Source organism: Clostridium sp. KLE 1755 (genome assembly GCF_000466465.2).
Classification (GTDB): domain Bacteria; phylum Bacillota; class Clostridia; order Lachnospirales; family Lachnospiraceae; genus Eisenbergiella; species Eisenbergiella porci.
This window is the reverse complement of record NZ_KE992704.1, coordinates 1-14,687: the sequence shown is the minus strand read 5'-3', so window position 1 is coordinate 14,687 and position 14,687 is coordinate 1. Positions and strand designations below refer to the sequence as shown.

The following is a 14,687-nucleotide window of genomic DNA, read 5'->3' as shown; positions in this document are numbered from 1 at the left end:
TAAAAACGCAGCGGTACTAACGACGCAGAGTACGCGTCGTAAGGACCGGCGTTTTTAGACGACCCGTACAGAAAGCATAGCCCGCCGGGGGGACGCCATACAGGGGGAGCCACAGGGAGCCGGCCAGGGATTCGGCGGGACGCGAAGGTTTTTGCAGGAAAAGGACATAAAGGGCAGGGTGGGTAGGATGGGGGTGCTTTTACTTTTAATAAGTATGCCGGATACTTTGGAAGTGTACCCGGCAAGTGTTTTTTTATTTTTTGGGGGCTATTTTGTGTTGTATGAATGTGGTGCTGGGGGCGGCTTTTTTTGGGGGGGATTTCAGATGTCCTGCCTCGCAGCTGTAATTATGAGTTTGGTGTCGGCGGCAGGTCATCTGCGTCGAAGACTTCGCTGATGGCGGCGCCGGGGGATACCATGGGGAATACTTTGTCGTCTTCGGGGATGATGCATTCAATTAGGACGGGGGAGCCGGAGGCGATCGCTTTGTTTATTGCGGGGGCTACTTCTTCTTTTTTGGTGACACGGATGGCCATGCAGCCCAGGCCTTCCGCTACTTTGCAGAAGTCCACTTTGTCTGCCAGGATGGTCTGGGAGTATCTGTGGTCGTAAAAGAGGGTCTGCCATTGTCTTACCATTCCCAGTACGTGGTTGTTGATTACGATCTGGATGATGGGGATGTTGTAGCGGCTGGCGGTGGCCAGTTCGTTCATGTTCATGCGGAAGCAGCCGTCTCCTGCAATGTTGACGCATATTTTATCCGGGCGTCCCATTTTGGCTCCTATGCAGGCTCCCAGGCCGTAGCCCATGGTGCCCAGGCCGCCGGAGGAAATGAAGGTGCGGGGCCTGGTGTAATGGTAGTATTGCGCCGCCCACATCTGGTGCTGGCCTACATCGGTGGTGATGATTGCGTCGCCGCCGGTAATGCGGTCCAGTTCTTCGATTACGTAGGGGCAGCTCAGCTGGCTTTCGTCGTATTTGAGGGGGTATTTTTCCATCAAATCACGGATATGGGCAGTCCATTCCTTGTGGTCGCACTGGGGAAGGCTTTCGTTGAGGGTGTCCAGGATTTCTTTCAGGTCTCCTACGAGCGCTGCGTCGGCCCGCATATTTTTGTTGATTTCGGCCGCGTCAATATCTATATGCAGAATTCTGGCATTGGATGCGAATTTTTTGGCGTTTCCCACGACACGGTCGGAAAAACGGGCGCCCAGGGCAATAAGCAGGTCGCATTCGCTCACGCCAAGGTTGGAGGCTTTGGTGCCGTGCATTCCGATCATACCGGTATAGAGGGGGCTGTGTCCGTCAAAGGCGCCTTTTCCCATCAGGGAATCACAGACGGGAGAATCCAGCTTCGCAGCAAACTCCCTGACCTGTTGTGCCGCTCCGGAAAGGACTGCGCCTCCGCCCACATAAATGTAGGGTTTTTTTGACGTTGTAAGAAGCCTGAGGGCGGCTTCCACTTCCTCCGGGGTAAAACGGCTGCCATGCTCCGGCGGCTCCGGCTTCTTCGGCGTGTATTCGCAGAGGGCTGCAGTCACGTCCTTGGTTACGTCCACGAGAACCGGGCCGGGACGTCCGGAAGCCGCGATATGGAAGGCTTTGCGAAGGGTATCCGCCAGGATGCTCACGTCTTTTACAATATAGCCGTGCTTTGTGATGGGCATGGTCACGCCTGCGATGTCCACTTCCTGGAAGGAGTCCTTTCCCAGCATGGGCAGTGTTACGTTGGCGGTAATCGCCACCATGGGAATGGAATCCATGTAGGCTGTGGCAATGCCCGTCACCAGATTGGTGGCGCCGGGGCCGCTGGTGGCCAGGCAGACTCCCACCTTTCCTGTGGCTCTTGCGTAGCCGTCAGCCGCATGTGCCGCCCCCTGTTCATGAGAGGTGAGCACATGAAAAATTTCATCCTGATGTTTATACAGGGCATCATATACATTGAGGATCGTTCCCCCGGGATAGCCGAATACTGTATCCACGCCCTGTTCCTTCAGACATTCTACGATGATTTCCGCTCCTGTCAGCTGCATACATTCCTCCGTTCCGCCGTTGTTTCACGGCACTGCATTTATCTCTTGCGCCGGGCGGCAGCGGGGAGCATACATATTTCCTCTGACTGCCGCCTTTGGCATTTTTTTATTTTATTTCAAGGATGGCTCCTCTGTTGGCGCTGGTAACCATTTTGCGGTACCTGTCCAGATAACCGGAGGTTACCTGGGGCTGTCTGGGCTGCCATTTGGCGCGCCTTTTCTGCATTTCTTCATCGGAAACCTTCACATCCAGACGGTTTTCGGGGATGTTGATGCTGATGATATCTCCCTCTTCCACCAGTGCGATAGGGCCGCCCACCGCTGCCTCCGGGCACACATGGCCGATGGAAGCGCCTCTGGAAGCGCCGCTGAAGCGGCCGTCCGTGATCAGGGCGACTGTGGAACCCATTCCCATGCCGGCAATGGCAGAGGTGGGATTGAGCATTTCACGCATGCCGGGGCCGCCCTTGGGGCCTTCGTAGCGGATTACCACCACATCCCCGGGTACGATTTTGCCTCCCTTGATGGCGGCAATGGCATCGTCCTCGCAGTCAAATACTCTGGCCGGACCTTCATGGACCATCATTTCCGGGGCTACGGCGGAACGCTTCACCACAGCTGTCTCCGGAGCCAGATTTCCCTTCAGCACGGCGATTCCGCCGGTTTCGGAGTAGGGATTTTCTATCGGGCGGATTACGTCAGGGTTCTTGTTGACGCAGCCGGCAATATTTTCAGCTACCGTCTTTCCGGTAACGGTAATGAGATCCGTGTATAACAGATTCTTCTTGTTCAGTTCGTTCATAACCGCATAGACGCCGCCCGCTTCGTTCAGATCCTCGATGTAGGTGGGGCCTGCCGGGGCCAGGTGGCACAGGTTCGGTGTTTTAGCGGAAAGCTCGTTGGCGATTTCCATGTTCAGCTCCACGCCCGCTTCATGGGCGATGGCAGGAAGATGGAGCATGGAGTTGGTGGAGCAGCCAAGGGCCATATCCATGGTCAGGGCGTTTAAGAATGCCTTTTCCGTCATGATGTCTTTCGGCTTGATATCCTTTTCCACCAGCTGCATGATCTGCATGCCGGCATGCTTTGCCAGACGGATCCTTTCAGAGTAAACCGCAGGGATGGTGCCGTTTCCTCTAAGGCCCATGCCCAGTGCCTCTGTCAGGCAGTTCATGGAATTGGCCGTATACATGCCGGAGCAGGAGCCGCAGGTAGGGCAGGCCTTTTCTTCAAATTCCTGCAGTTCCTCCATGGACATGGTTCCTGCGGCAACGCTTCCCACCGCTTCAAACATGGAGGAAAGGCTTGTTTTATGTCCGCACACATGTCCCGCCAGCATGGGGCCGCCGGAAACAAAAATAGTGGGGATATTGATTCTTGCGGCAGCCATCAGAAGGCCGGGAACGTTCTTGTCGCAGTTGGGGATCATTACCAGGCCGTCAAAACCATGGGCCATGGCCATACATTCCGTGCTGTCACAGATCAGGTCTCTCGTTACCAGGGAATATTTCATGCCGACGTGTCCCATGGCGATGCCGTCGCATACGGCGATGGCGGGGAATACAATGGGGGTGCCGCCGGCCATGGCAACGCCCATTTTTACCGCTTCCACAATTTTATCCAGGTTCATATGGCCAGGAACGATTTCATTATAGGAGCTGACAATACCGATGAGGGGACGCTGTCTTTCCTCTTCCGTTATTCCCAGCGCATTAAACAGACTTCTGTGGGGTGCCTGCTGCACTCCTGTTTTTACCGAATCACTTCTCATAGCTTAGTCTCTCCTTTCGGTTTTACAGCTGTCATTCAGCCTTCGCCAAACTGCAGCGATCTATATTCTTTCTGCAAGCAGGGTGCCCATTTCACGGCAGCCTACTTTTTTGCAGCCTTCGGACATGATATCCGATGTTCTGTAGCCGTCCTTAAGCACCTGTTTTACGGCGTTGTCCACCGCATCCGCTTCCGCAGACAGGTCAAAGCTGTAGCGCAGCATCATGGATGCGCTTAAAATGGTGGCTATGGGGTTGGCAATGTCCTTGCCAGCGATATCCGGCGCGCTGCCATGGCTTGGCTCATAAAGGCCGAAGCTGGTATCATTTAAGCTGGCGCTTGCAAGCATTCCGATGGAACCGGTTACCATACTCGCTTCATCGGAAAGGATGTCGCCGAACATGTTCTCCGTAAGAATAACGTCAAACTGCGCCGGGTCCTTCACAAGCTGCATGGCACAGTTGTCAACCAGCATATGGGAAAGCTCCACCTGGGGGTAATCCTTTGCCACTTCATTTACCACGTCACGCCAGAGCCTGGAGGAATCCAGTACGTTGGCCTTATCCACGCTGGTCACCTTTTTCCGGCGCTTCATGGCGATATCAAAGGCTTTTATGGCGATCCGCCTGATTTCATTTTCATTATAAGTAAGGGTATCCACCGCCGTACGGACGCCGTTTTCCACAGTGGTTTTCCTTTCGCCGAAATACAGTCCGCCGGTAAGCTCCCTCATGATCATCATGTCAAATCCGGCTTTGCTGATTTCTTCCTTCAGCGGGCAGGCTCCCGCCAGTTCGTCATACAGTACCGCCGGACGCAGATTGGCGAACAGGCCCAGCGCCTTCCTGATGGCGAGCAGTCCTGCTTCCGGACGTTTCTGCGGCGGCAGCTTATACCAGGGGGAGGTGTTGGCATCTCCGCCGATGGAGCCCATCAGCACCGCATCGCTGCTTTTTGCAGCCTCTATTGCTTCCTCCGTCAGGGGAACGCCGTGCACATCAATGGATGCGCCTCCCAGAAGGATTTCCGTATACTGTATGGTATGGCCGAATTTCTCCGCCACCCTGTCCAATACTTTTCTTGCTTCTCCTACGATTTCCGGTCCGATTCCATCTCCCGGAATACATCCGATATGTAATTCCATAACTGCCTCAATCCCTTCTTCCTATCAGTCTTCCTCTCCGCGTCAAACGGCCTGGAACCCTGTCCGGGAGAGGATTATCCCTTTTATCATAGACCAAAATATGCAGAATTTCAACAAAAAGAACCTTCGGAAAAGAAAAACAGCCATACCCTTTCGATATGGCTGTAATAACCTGCAGTAATAGAAATGTATTCTGTTATAGCTTCAGTATATGGCAGTAAAACAAAAACCTGCCTTTACCGCTTCCCCGCAGCAGTTCAACCTGCAAAACCTCTGCGCTTCTTTTCCTGCATCTTATTCATCAGCGTTTGCCTTCTCTACCTGTGCAATGGCTGACTTCTGCATGGGGATACGGCAGTTTTTATTATTACCGAATTCTACGATTACAGTGTCATCCGTAATATCGATCACGATTCCATAAAATCCGCTGCTGGTCAGAATGCTGTCTCCAATTTCAAGAGATGAAAGCATGGCGTTCATCTTCTTCTGTTCTTTCTTCTGGGGACGGTACATTACGAAGTAAAAGAAAGCTCCGAAAATAACGACGTACATTAAAATTACGCCAATCATACTTCCTGGACCTGCTGCGGCTGCAGCTTCACTCGCTAAAATTCCCATTTTTTCTTAATTCCTCCTACGTCAGGCTGAAACGCCCTGAAAATTTGAACCGTATGCGAGGTGACCGCATACATATCTAACAAACATCATACACAAAAATGTGGCAAGGGGCAAGTCCTTTTGTCCAGTTTAATGAAATTTTAGATTTTAGAGGGGGGAGCTGAAAAGCGTATCCGGCTGGGAAGGCTGTTGGCATGGGGCGGGAAAGGGACTGGGGGCCGCGGTGGGGAAGGGGTTTTTGCAGGTGCAGGTTATACCGGGCATTGCGAGGAGCCCAGGGCAAAAAATGTCAGGTGGGACTTCCATTTTTTGGTCTCCTCTCCATGGTATAAAATGCACCTGCAAAAACCCCTTCCCCATCCCGGCCCCCAATCCCTTCCCAGCACCCGCCCCAGCCAGATACGCTTTTCAGCACGGCCAGCCACTACGTAAGTGTGGAATGGAGAGATAGTGTTAGTCTTCGGGGTGGCTCATGTTGTCGAGCTTGGTTTTTTTATAGGCGGCGAAATTGCCGGCATCGAGGGCGGCGCGGATTTCTTCCATCATGGTGTTGTAGAAGTAGAGGTTGTGGAGGACGCAGAGGCGCATGCCCAGCATTTCCTTGGCCTTTAGGAGGTGGCGGATGTAGGCGCGAGTGTATCTGCGGCAGGCGGGGCAGTCACAGCCTTCTTCTATGGGGCGGTCGTCCAGTTCGTATTTGGCGTTGAACAGGTTGATTTTGCCGTGGTTGGTGTAGAGGTGCCCGTGGCGGCCGTTCCTCGAAGGGTAGACGCAGTCGAAGAAGTCGATTCCCCGTTCAACGCCTTCCAGGATGTTGGCGGGAGTTCCCACGCCCATGAGGTAGGTAGGTTTGTCCACGGGGAGGTAGGGCACGGTTTCGTCGAGCACGTGGTACATTTCTTCGTGGCTTTCTCCAACGGCCAGGCCGCCTACTGCGTAGCCGTCCAGGTTCAGTTCAGAAATCCTTTTGGCGTGTTCGATTCGGATATCCGTGTAAATCGCTCCCTGGTTGATGCCGAAAAGGAGCTGGTTTTTGTTGATGGTGTCTTCCTGGGAATTGAGTCTGGCCATTTCGGCTTTGCAGCGTTCCAGCCAGCGGGTGGTGCGGGCCACGGAATTTTCCACATAGGCCCGTTCCGCCTTGGCAGGGGCGCATTCGTCAAAGGCCATGGCAATGGTGGAGGCCAGGTTGGACTGGATCTGCATGCTTTCCTCCGGGCCCATGAATATTTTTCTTCCATCGATGTGGGAGTTGAAGTAGACTCCTTCTTCCTTGATTTTCCGCAGGGTTGCCAGGGAAAATACCTGGAAGCCGCCGGAATCGGTGAGTATGGGTTTGTTCCAGGACATGAATTTATGGAGGCCTCCCAGCTGTTTGATGATTTTGTCGCCGGGGCGTACGTGCAGGTGGTAGGTGTTGGACAGCTCCACCTGGGTTTTGATCTGTTCCAGATCCTGTGTGGATACTGCTCCCTTGATGGCAGCCACGGTTCCCACATTCATGAACACGGGGGTTTGTATGGTTCCGTGTACGGTTTCAAATTCTCCTCTTTTTGCTCTTCCTTCCTGTTTCAGCAGACGGTACATAGTTTCTCTCCTTTATTTTCCATGGCCGGCGTTTTCCGCCCGGCCTGCCGCAGTCCGGCGCCGGGCCGCACTGCAGCGGCATCCGCCTGTTGTCATCAGAATACGGCGAAGGGCGGATGCTTTGGCTTATTTTACTTAACGATACATAGCGTTTGAGCAGGTAATTCAATGATAATTCAGGGTTTACATCTCATTTTGGCGAAAAAGCTTTTCATCCAGAGCGGCGCAGGCCCGTTCTGAGAATCCTGGCCGGGAGACTGTGTTTTTCTTCCGAAGGCGGGCTGGCAGGGAGGCAATCATTTTGCGCAGCCACTCTGTCAATGCGCAGACAGCGAAGACAGCGGCGGCAAGCAGCAGTACGCCGGGCACCAGGTACCAGGCTCCGGCCAGGCGGGAGGGATTCAGCGTTTCCCAGACAAAGCCTCTTACGTTGGGATTATCGTGAAGCAGGTAAACTCCGAAGCTTAAGGGGGCCGCTGCCAGAATCATGCGCTGCAGGCGGCCGGGCTTTATCTGCAGATTCAGGAACGCTATAAAAAGCAGTATGGCAGCCGCAAAAACCAGCACGGAATTATATTCATAAAAAATACTGTAGCCCCACATCAGATCCTGAAGGAAGCCTATTTTTCCCAGAGGCGTGGAAAGCAGCAGTTCTATCAGGAAGCGGCTGACGGGAATGAGCAGGGCCGCTCCGAAAAAGTGCAGCAAATGCCTGCCGAATTGCCCATCGGGCCTGTAAAAGCGCTTCAGATAGGCGCCGGACAAATATACGGTGGTAAACCATACCACTCCGCTTCCACCGCCGAAATTCAGGGCCGGGGAAAAGAAAAAAACATTGGGCCACAGGGAAAACAGGACAAACAGGATAACAAGCAGCAGCCGGAACTGTCTTTGGGTGAGTCCTGTCAGAAGCTTATTCAGAAACGGGGACAGCACAATCATTCCCACATACATGGTCACAAACCAGTATTCACAGGACAGCACCGGAAAAACGGCCGCTATCAGCGACGACATATCAAAGGGCTGGCGCAGCAGCAGGAGTGATGCCAGGTAAAGAGCCACAGAATAGAACCAGACCTGTCCCTCCAGCTTCAGGATGCGCCGGAAGGAAAAGGATGTCTCGCATAGGAAATAGCCGCTGATGAGTATATAGGTGCTGATGGACACGAAGGATATGCCAAACAGGATCCAGACCAGATAATAGGAAATACTTCCCCTGGCCGTGGTTTCCAGTATTTTTCCGTGATTGAGCAGATGCATCATGACGATCATCAGCATGGAAAAGATGCGCAGCAGCTCCAGATTGGCCTGTCTTTCTTTTCCCGCTTCTCTCTTCTGTGTTTCCATAATCTGTCCTTTCCCAATGGGCTTAAACGCATTGTTTTTTATCATATCATATTGCCCGGCGCACTTCAAGCGGGGAGAAAGCCTTTCTTCAGGTGCTCCAGAATCATCTCGTCATGGCGTTTTACGATTTCAAAGCAGTCGGCTATGACGCTGCGGATTGTCTTATTCTTCAGACCTCCGGCCCATTCTATGGGCGCTCCGGCCATGTATTCCCCAATTGCCTTCCATGCAACCCACAGCACATCATGGGTGGTCCAGCACAAACCTCTTACCGCATTCAGGGCTTCCGTTCTGGCCGACGGCTCCGCCTGCGCAAGCAGGGGATCCATGGCCCAGCCCAACACGGCCCGCTGGTCGATGGCCTGCCCGATCCATTGGGAAATCCGATCCCTCAGCCGCAGAAGCTCTTCGTCCGTACAGCCGGTAAAATGGCTGTCCTCCCGCATAAAGGCCGTGGAATTTTCATAGAAGGCTTTTTCCTGCATCCGTTCCATAATCCGGATCCCGCGCCGGATTATGTCGTCAACAGTCAGCCCCGGTTCTTTTCTTTTGCCCAGAACAAAGGCATGGGCCAGCTTGTCAGACCAATCGGACAGCATAAAAAGCTCACCCTCATAACCGGAAGGCTCTGCGGGCGAGGCTCCCCAATACCCCTGAGAGCCATCCAGGCCGTAAAGGGTTCCCTCATCATCATAGCCGGTAACAAGCACCCACTGGCATTCCTTTTTCAGCTGCATCAGGACGGGAATCTTTCTGTCAATGGACGCTTTTATTTTTTCAAACGCCGATTCCTGCCCGCCGTCAAGCTTGTCGAATTCATAACCGGCGAAATCCATAACAACCGCTATATAATAATCAAACTCTTGAAGCAGCTTCTGGGAGGTCAGCTCCCAGCTGCAGGCCATGTGTCCGTCATTGGACAGATCGATCTGCAAAAAAGAATAGCCGGCCGCCAGATTATACCGCTGGTACAGCTGCTCATGTTTTTTCTCTCCCGTTTCTTTCCGGGCGCACATGAGCATGGACACGAGACAGGCCGTAAACCGTACCGTTTCACAGCCGTTTGGAAAAGAAACCACATCTTCAATTATTTTTTTCATCCCATCCTCCCTCTGCCGGAACGCAATAATGCGGACACCGGCGCCGCCTCCTTCATGACGGACTTCTTCGCAGCGACAACAGTTACTTTTATTTTACATCAATTATGGAAAAACTCAACATTTCCGAAGAAAGCTTGCCTGCTTCCGGATTATGGGCTATAATTTATGCGGTATCTGCGTAGCTTTGATGACTTTAAACAGTGAGGATTTTAAATATGGCAGGAAATACATTCGGAACCTATTTCAGGATCACCACCTGGGGCGAATCCCACGGGAAAGCTTTGGGGGTGGTAATTGACGGCTGCCCCGCAGGGCTTTCTCTGTGCGAAGCCGATATCCAGGCCTTTCTGGACAGAAGGAAGCCGGGGCAGACCCGGTATGCCACGCCCCGGAAGGAAGCAGATGAGGTAAGTATTCTTTCCGGTGTCTTTGAAGGAAGGACCACGGGAACCCCTATCTGTCTGATGGTTCCCAATACTTCCCAACGTTCCGGGGATTACAGTGAAATTGCTTCCTATTATCGTCCGGGACACGCGGACTACACCTTTGACGCAAAATATGGCTTCCGGGATTACAGGGGAGGCGGCCGTTCCTCCGGCAGGGAAACCATCGGCCGTGTTGCCGCCGGAGCCGTTGCTTCTCTTATATTGAAGGAACTGGGCATAAGCATCTGTGCCTATACGAAAAGCATAGGGCCTGTTTCCATATCCATGGACCGCTTCCAGCCGGAGCTTTTAGGCCAGACGCCCACAGGCATGCCCGATGCGGAAAGCTCCGCACAGGCGGAAGCCTATCTGGAGGAATGCATGCAGAACCACAATTCTGCAGGAGGCGTGGTGGAATGCGTGGTAAACGGCGTTCCTGCAGGAATCGGCGAACCTGTTTTTGATAAGCTGGACGCCTGTCTGGCAAAAGCCATCATGTCCGTGGGCGCCGTAAAAGCCGTGGAAATCGGGGACGGCTGCAGTGTATCCACCGCTGCCGGAACGGAAAATAACGATGCCTTTTATATGGAAAACGGGCAGATTGCCAAAAAAACAAACCATGCCGGAGGCATCCTGGGCGGCATCAGCGACGGCTCCCGTATTGTGCTTCGGGCACACATCAAACCCACACCCTCCGTTTTTTCCGAACAGGAAACCGTAAATAAGAATGGGGAGGATATTCTGATCCATATCAAGGGCCGCCATGATCCGGTGATTGTGCCCAGGGCCGTGGTTGTTGTGGAGTCCATGACCGCCCTCACGCTTGTGGATCTGATTTTTGCCGGAATGCCTTCCAGGATGGATGGGATTAAGAAATTTTACGGGAAATAGGAAATACAAAGAAGCCTGCACAGCCGTTTTTCTTCCGGCCATGCAGGCTTTTCGTTTTTCCTTCTTCCTTTTAAATTATCGGATTAATCCAGCTTCATAATAGTTTCCAGGATTCTAGCCGCGCAGGTTTCGATTTCCGCTCTGGTAACCTTGCCTTCCTTCAGCGCTGCAAGAACCTCATCCGGATCTCCGGAACCCATCTTCAGATCGTTTCCGGCCTTTATTTCCTTATACTGGTAAGCCTTATTCCACCAGTCTGTGGTAACCATCCCTTCAAAGCCCCACTCCTCACGCAGGATGCCTGCCAGAAGATCCTCTCTTTCGGAGGCATATCTTCCATTAATAAGATTATAGCAGGTCATCAGCGTCCAGGGCTGTGCTTCCTTAACTGCGATTTCGAAGCCCTTCAGATAGATTTCACGCAGCGCTCTTTCCGATACCCGGGAGTCGCTTGCCTTTCTGTTGGTTTCCTTATTATTGCAGGCAAAATGCTTTACGCTGGCGCCGATATGCTCCGACTGGATGCCGTTTACCTTGGCCGCCGCCATCTTTCCTGCAATCAACGGATCCTCGGAATAATACTCAAAGTTCCTTCCGCACAGAGGGCTTCTGTGGATATTCATAGCAGGGGTCAGCCATACGCCCAGATTATTTTCCTTCATTTCCCTGGCTCCGGCCGCGCCTACTTCATAGACGATATCCGGATTCCAGGAGCATGCCAGCAGCGTTGCACAGGGCCATGCCGTGGTACATACACCCATGGAAGGCCGGATTCGCACGCCTGCCGGTCCGTCTGCCGTCATCAGGTTAGGGACTCCGTACTCCGGAAGATTTCCCATGCCGAACGTATTGGCAACACCCGTATTGGGCTGGCCACAAAGCAGATCGATCAGCTGTCCATTGGTCAGCTGCGCCAGGAACTGCTCCATTGTCACCTTACCGTTTACCACGTCTATCAGCATGGCTTTTTCCGCCGGCGCACCCTCTCCCACAGCCTGGGCAACGGCGTCGCCTGCCCAGTTTCCTTTGTAAGGAGGCTTGCCCTCCATGAAATCAGGGCTCATATCAATTCCGCAATCAGGCTGTACCGGAAGCGCCTCATAGCTGCCGTCGGAAAGCATTCTCTCTTTCAGCAGAACAGGCGCCACACGCTCCTGAAGCTGCAATGTCACACGATCCTCTTTTTCCACATACCGGTAAGAAAGCTCCACAGTATTCCTTACGGAATTTCCCAAATGGAAAGCATACTCTCCTGCTTCCATCACATAAGCGGATTTGGCAACTTTTCCGGTATCATCATAGCTTGCCATGCTGTCAACCGTAAGATTAAGAGTCACCTTCTGGGTTTCCCCCGGCTGCAGACAGCGGGTTTTCGCAAATGCGCCCAGCACCTTGGCAGGCTTGCCCAGCTTACCCTGAGGCGCGCTGTAATAAAGCTGCACCACTTCTTTTCCAGCCATGCTGCCTGTGTTCGTCACACTGGCCTGCGCCACAATCTGCGCCACTCCATTCATCTCCTGAAGCTGTGCACTGACACCCTCAATCGCAAAGGAAGTATAGGAAAGCCCGTATCCAAAAGGATAATTCACCTTTTCCGCCGCCCCGGGAATCGTCTCAAAATACCGGTAGCCCACATAAATATCTTCCGTATACTCCACATAATCCTCGGATTCATTAAAGTTTGCGGAGGACGGATAATCATCAAAGGAACCGGCAAAGGTATCCACCAGCTTGCCGGAAGGATTCACATCCCCGCACAGAATATCAGCCACGGCAAGGCCGCCTTCAATTCCCGCCTGCCATGCCAGCAGCACACTCTGGATCCTGTCATTGTCCTTAAACCAGGCAGAATCCACCATACCGCCCACATCCAGCACTACCGCTACCCTGGGGAAAGCAGACGTAACAGAGTCAACCATCGCCTGCTCCTGAGGAGAAAGGTAAAAATCACCATCGCCAGGAATTCCCTTCCTGTCCCAGCCTTCTCCGGAAAAACGGCAGATAGTAATCACCGCAGTGTCCGTAAAACGTCTGGCTGCCTGCAGCAGATCTTCAGGAACAGCAGGCTCCACGGTCTTTCCGTTTTCCTTTCCCTGCGCATACTGCTGCTTTACATTTTCCTCATAAAAATGGGAAAGTGCATCAAATATCTGAAGCTTTCCTTCCGCTTCCTTTATCTTGAGCCCTTCATAAATATTACGTGTATAAGAGGTTGTAACTTCGCCGCTTCCGCCGCCTCCCCTCACGTAATCAATCTGTCCTTTTCCGAAAACCGCGGCCTTGCTTCCTCTTTTCAGAGGCAGCACCCCGCCTTCATTTTTCAGAAGAACCATCCCTTCTGTCGCTGCCGTTCTTGACAGCCGGATATGCTCTTCACATGCTGTTACCAGCCTTCCGTCCTTCCCCATGGGCAGGCATGGCTGATGCGCGATTCTTGTCCATTTTTCCATGAACCTTGTTCCTCCCTGTTGTCTTGGATAATAAATTGTAACCGCCGGAACAGACGCTTTTTTCAAACCCCGTACCAGGCTGTTACGAAAAATATGAAAAGTCTGCCTGCTCCCTCAGCCGGAAATTTTATGGAAAATTACGCAGTTTGGCTGCGGAACCTTCAATTCCCGCCCGTTCATAACAAGCAGCCCTTTTTCCAGATTAGTTGTAAAAAAGGTGAGCGTCCCCGAATCCTGATTAAGCGACACCAGATGGCGGTTGTCCGGGAATAACGCCACATCCTTGGGATATTCGCCGCTCACCGGCAGGCACAGCAGTTTGGTAAGAAGCCCCGTTTTCCCGTCGATTTTATAAATCGTCGCGCTGTTGTCCCCGGCATTGGAACTGCACAGGTAATTATAATCATCGGACAAATTCAGCGCGCTCGCCGTGGAACCGCCCGCATGATAATTGTTCAGCGTGCTTATGGACTGTATTTTTTCAAAGAAAGGATTGTCCCTTTCTTCCTTATACGTATAGACATCAATACAGTTTTTCAATTCATGCACAATATACAAAAAAGTGCCGTCCTTGCTGAATTTCAGATGCCTGGGCGCGCTTTCCAGCTCGCTGCGGATAACGTCCACCAGCTTCAGCTTGCCCGACGTATGATCCAGCCTGTATACATTAGTATGATCCATTCCCAGATCCGCCACGCACAGATAATGGTTATCCCTTGTCATCTTGGCACAGCTGATATGCGGCCGGAAATTCCTCTCCGCCACAATCCCCAGGCCCTTATAATAAATCTCCTCCGTAATCTCTCCCACGCTGCCGTCGTCATTAATCCGCAGCACCGTAAGCTTCCCGTCATGATATCCCGCCACGAAAATATACTTATCCTCATAATCCGTGGACACATAACAGCCTCTCATCCCGTTGATGGACCCCATATTAATGGTTTCCAGTCCGCCGTCCTCCTTAATCCTGTAGGATTCCACACCGAAATCCGTAATGGAATACAGATATTTCTTATTATGGGAAATCGTCACATAAGAAGAATTCGTAATTTTAATCTTTTCCTTTTCGTAAAATCTTCCGTTCTCCATGTCCACATCAAAAACCGTGATGCCATGCTCCCTCTGATCTCCGATAGTATAGGTAGAAACATATGCCACATATTTGTCCTGTCCCATTTTTTCAGCCTCCTGTCCGCGATTTGCCCTCTTGACGGCATCCTTTTGCAGGTTAAACTAATCTTATCATAACGTCCCGCTTTTGTTAATCACTTTCGTAAATTTTTCCTGGGGTGGTGGGGGCGGTCAGAGGGATGGTTTGGGGT

At 52.4% G+C, this 14,687-nt stretch carries 10 protein-coding genes; 1 reads left to right on the top strand and 9 read right to left on the bottom strand.

What is annotated here, in order from left to right; genetic code table 11:
- Positions 1–347: 347 nt before the first annotated feature.
- From ilvB to HMPREF1548_RS12560, 7 genes are all read right to left on the bottom strand, one after another.
- Entirely contained in the window at positions 348–2,033 is a 1,686-nt protein-coding gene (gene ilvB / locus HMPREF1548_RS12590; protein WP_021636552.1) for a biosynthetic-type acetolactate synthase large subunit, read from the bottom strand.
- A 106-nt stretch (positions 2,034–2,139) separates the two neighbouring features.
- The gene (gene ilvD / locus HMPREF1548_RS12585) at positions 2,140–3,804 is read right to left on the bottom strand and encodes a dihydroxy-acid dehydratase (protein ID WP_021636551.1); all 1,665 of its coding nucleotides are present in this window, start codon (positions 3,802–3,804) and stop codon (positions 2,140–2,142) included.
- A 60-nt stretch (positions 3,805–3,864) separates the two neighbouring features.
- Entirely contained in the window at positions 3,865–4,947 is a 1,083-nt protein-coding gene (gene leuB, locus HMPREF1548_RS12580; protein ID WP_021636550.1) for a 3-isopropylmalate dehydrogenase, read from the bottom strand.
- 294 nt (positions 4,948–5,241) lie between these two features.
- A complete protein-coding gene (gene yajC / locus HMPREF1548_RS12575; RefSeq protein ID WP_035321974.1) occupies positions 5,242–5,517 on the bottom strand; it encodes a preprotein translocase subunit YajC in 276 nt (91 codons plus the stop codon).
- 501 nt (positions 5,518–6,018) lie between these two features.
- A complete protein-coding gene (gene tgt / locus HMPREF1548_RS12570; protein ID WP_021636547.1) occupies positions 6,019–7,152 on the bottom strand; it encodes a tRNA guanosine(34) transglycosylase Tgt in 1,134 nt (377 codons plus the stop codon).
- 183 nt (positions 7,153–7,335) lie between these two features.
- Positions 7,336–8,544: an acyltransferase gene (locus HMPREF1548_RS12565; RefSeq protein WP_035321973.1), complete on the bottom strand. Its 1,209-nt coding sequence runs from the start codon at positions 8,542–8,544 to the stop codon at positions 7,336–7,338.
- Positions 8,545–8,564: 20 nt separating this feature from the next.
- Positions 8,565–9,599, bottom strand: coding sequence for a hypothetical protein (locus tag HMPREF1548_RS12560; protein WP_021636544.1), 1,035 nt, complete (start codon positions 9,597–9,599; stop codon positions 8,565–8,567).
- A 215-nt stretch (positions 9,600–9,814) separates the two neighbouring features.
- Here HMPREF1548_RS12560 and aroC point away from each other — a divergent pair, with 215 nt between their 5' ends.
- Complete coding sequence (gene aroC / locus HMPREF1548_RS12555; protein ID WP_021636543.1) at positions 9,815–10,915, top strand: chorismate synthase; 1,101 nt, start codon at positions 9,815–9,817, stop codon at positions 10,913–10,915.
- An 83-nt stretch (positions 10,916–10,998) separates the two neighbouring features.
- On the opposite strand, the gene HMPREF1548_RS12550 is transcribed toward aroC, so the two are convergent.
- On the bottom strand, positions 10,999–13,365 hold the full coding sequence (locus HMPREF1548_RS12550) for a glycoside hydrolase family 3 protein (RefSeq protein ID WP_021636541.1): 2,367 nt from the start codon (positions 13,363–13,365) through the stop codon (positions 10,999–11,001).
- Between the two features lie 114 nt (positions 13,366–13,479).
- The gene (locus HMPREF1548_RS12545) at positions 13,480–14,541 is read right to left on the bottom strand and encodes a lactonase family protein (RefSeq protein ID WP_021636540.1); all 1,062 of its coding nucleotides are present in this window, start codon (positions 14,539–14,541) and stop codon (positions 13,480–13,482) included.
- Positions 14,542–14,687: the final 146 nt, after the last annotated feature.

Bases quoted from the DNA above. Each gene is read 5' to 3' on its own strand.
- HMPREF1548_RS12565 (WP_035321973.1), bottom strand. From the start codon at position 8,544: ATGATAAAAAACAATGCGTTTAAGCCCATTGGGAAAGGACAGATTATG.
- HMPREF1548_RS12560 (WP_021636544.1), bottom strand. From the start codon at position 9,599: ATGAAAAAAATAATTGAAGATGTGGTTTCTTTTCCAAACGGCTGTGAA.
- leuB (WP_021636550.1), bottom strand. From the start codon at position 4,947: ATGGAATTACATATCGGATGTATTCCGGGAGATGGAATCGGACCGGAA.
- tgt (WP_021636547.1), bottom strand. From the start codon at position 7,152: ATGTACCGTCTGCTGAAACAGGAAGGAAGAGCAAAAAGAGGAGAATTT.
- HMPREF1548_RS12545 (WP_021636540.1), bottom strand. From the start codon at position 14,541: ATGGGACAGGACAAATATGTGGCATATGTTTCTACCTATACTATCGGA.
- HMPREF1548_RS12550 (WP_021636541.1), bottom strand. From the start codon at position 13,365: ATGGAAAAATGGACAAGAATCGCGCATCAGCCATGCCTGCCCATGGGG.
- ilvD (WP_021636551.1), bottom strand. From the start codon at position 3,804: ATGAGAAGTGATTCGGTAAAAACAGGAGTGCAGCAGGCACCCCACAGA.
- ilvB (WP_021636552.1), bottom strand. From the start codon at position 2,033: ATGCAGCTGACAGGAGCGGAAATCATCGTAGAATGTCTGAAGGAACAG.
- aroC (WP_021636543.1), top strand. From the start codon at position 9,815: ATGGCAGGAAATACATTCGGAACCTATTTCAGGATCACCACCTGGGGC.
- yajC (WP_035321974.1), bottom strand. From the start codon at position 5,517: ATGATTGGCGTAATTTTAATGTACGTCGTTATTTTCGGAGCTTTCTTT.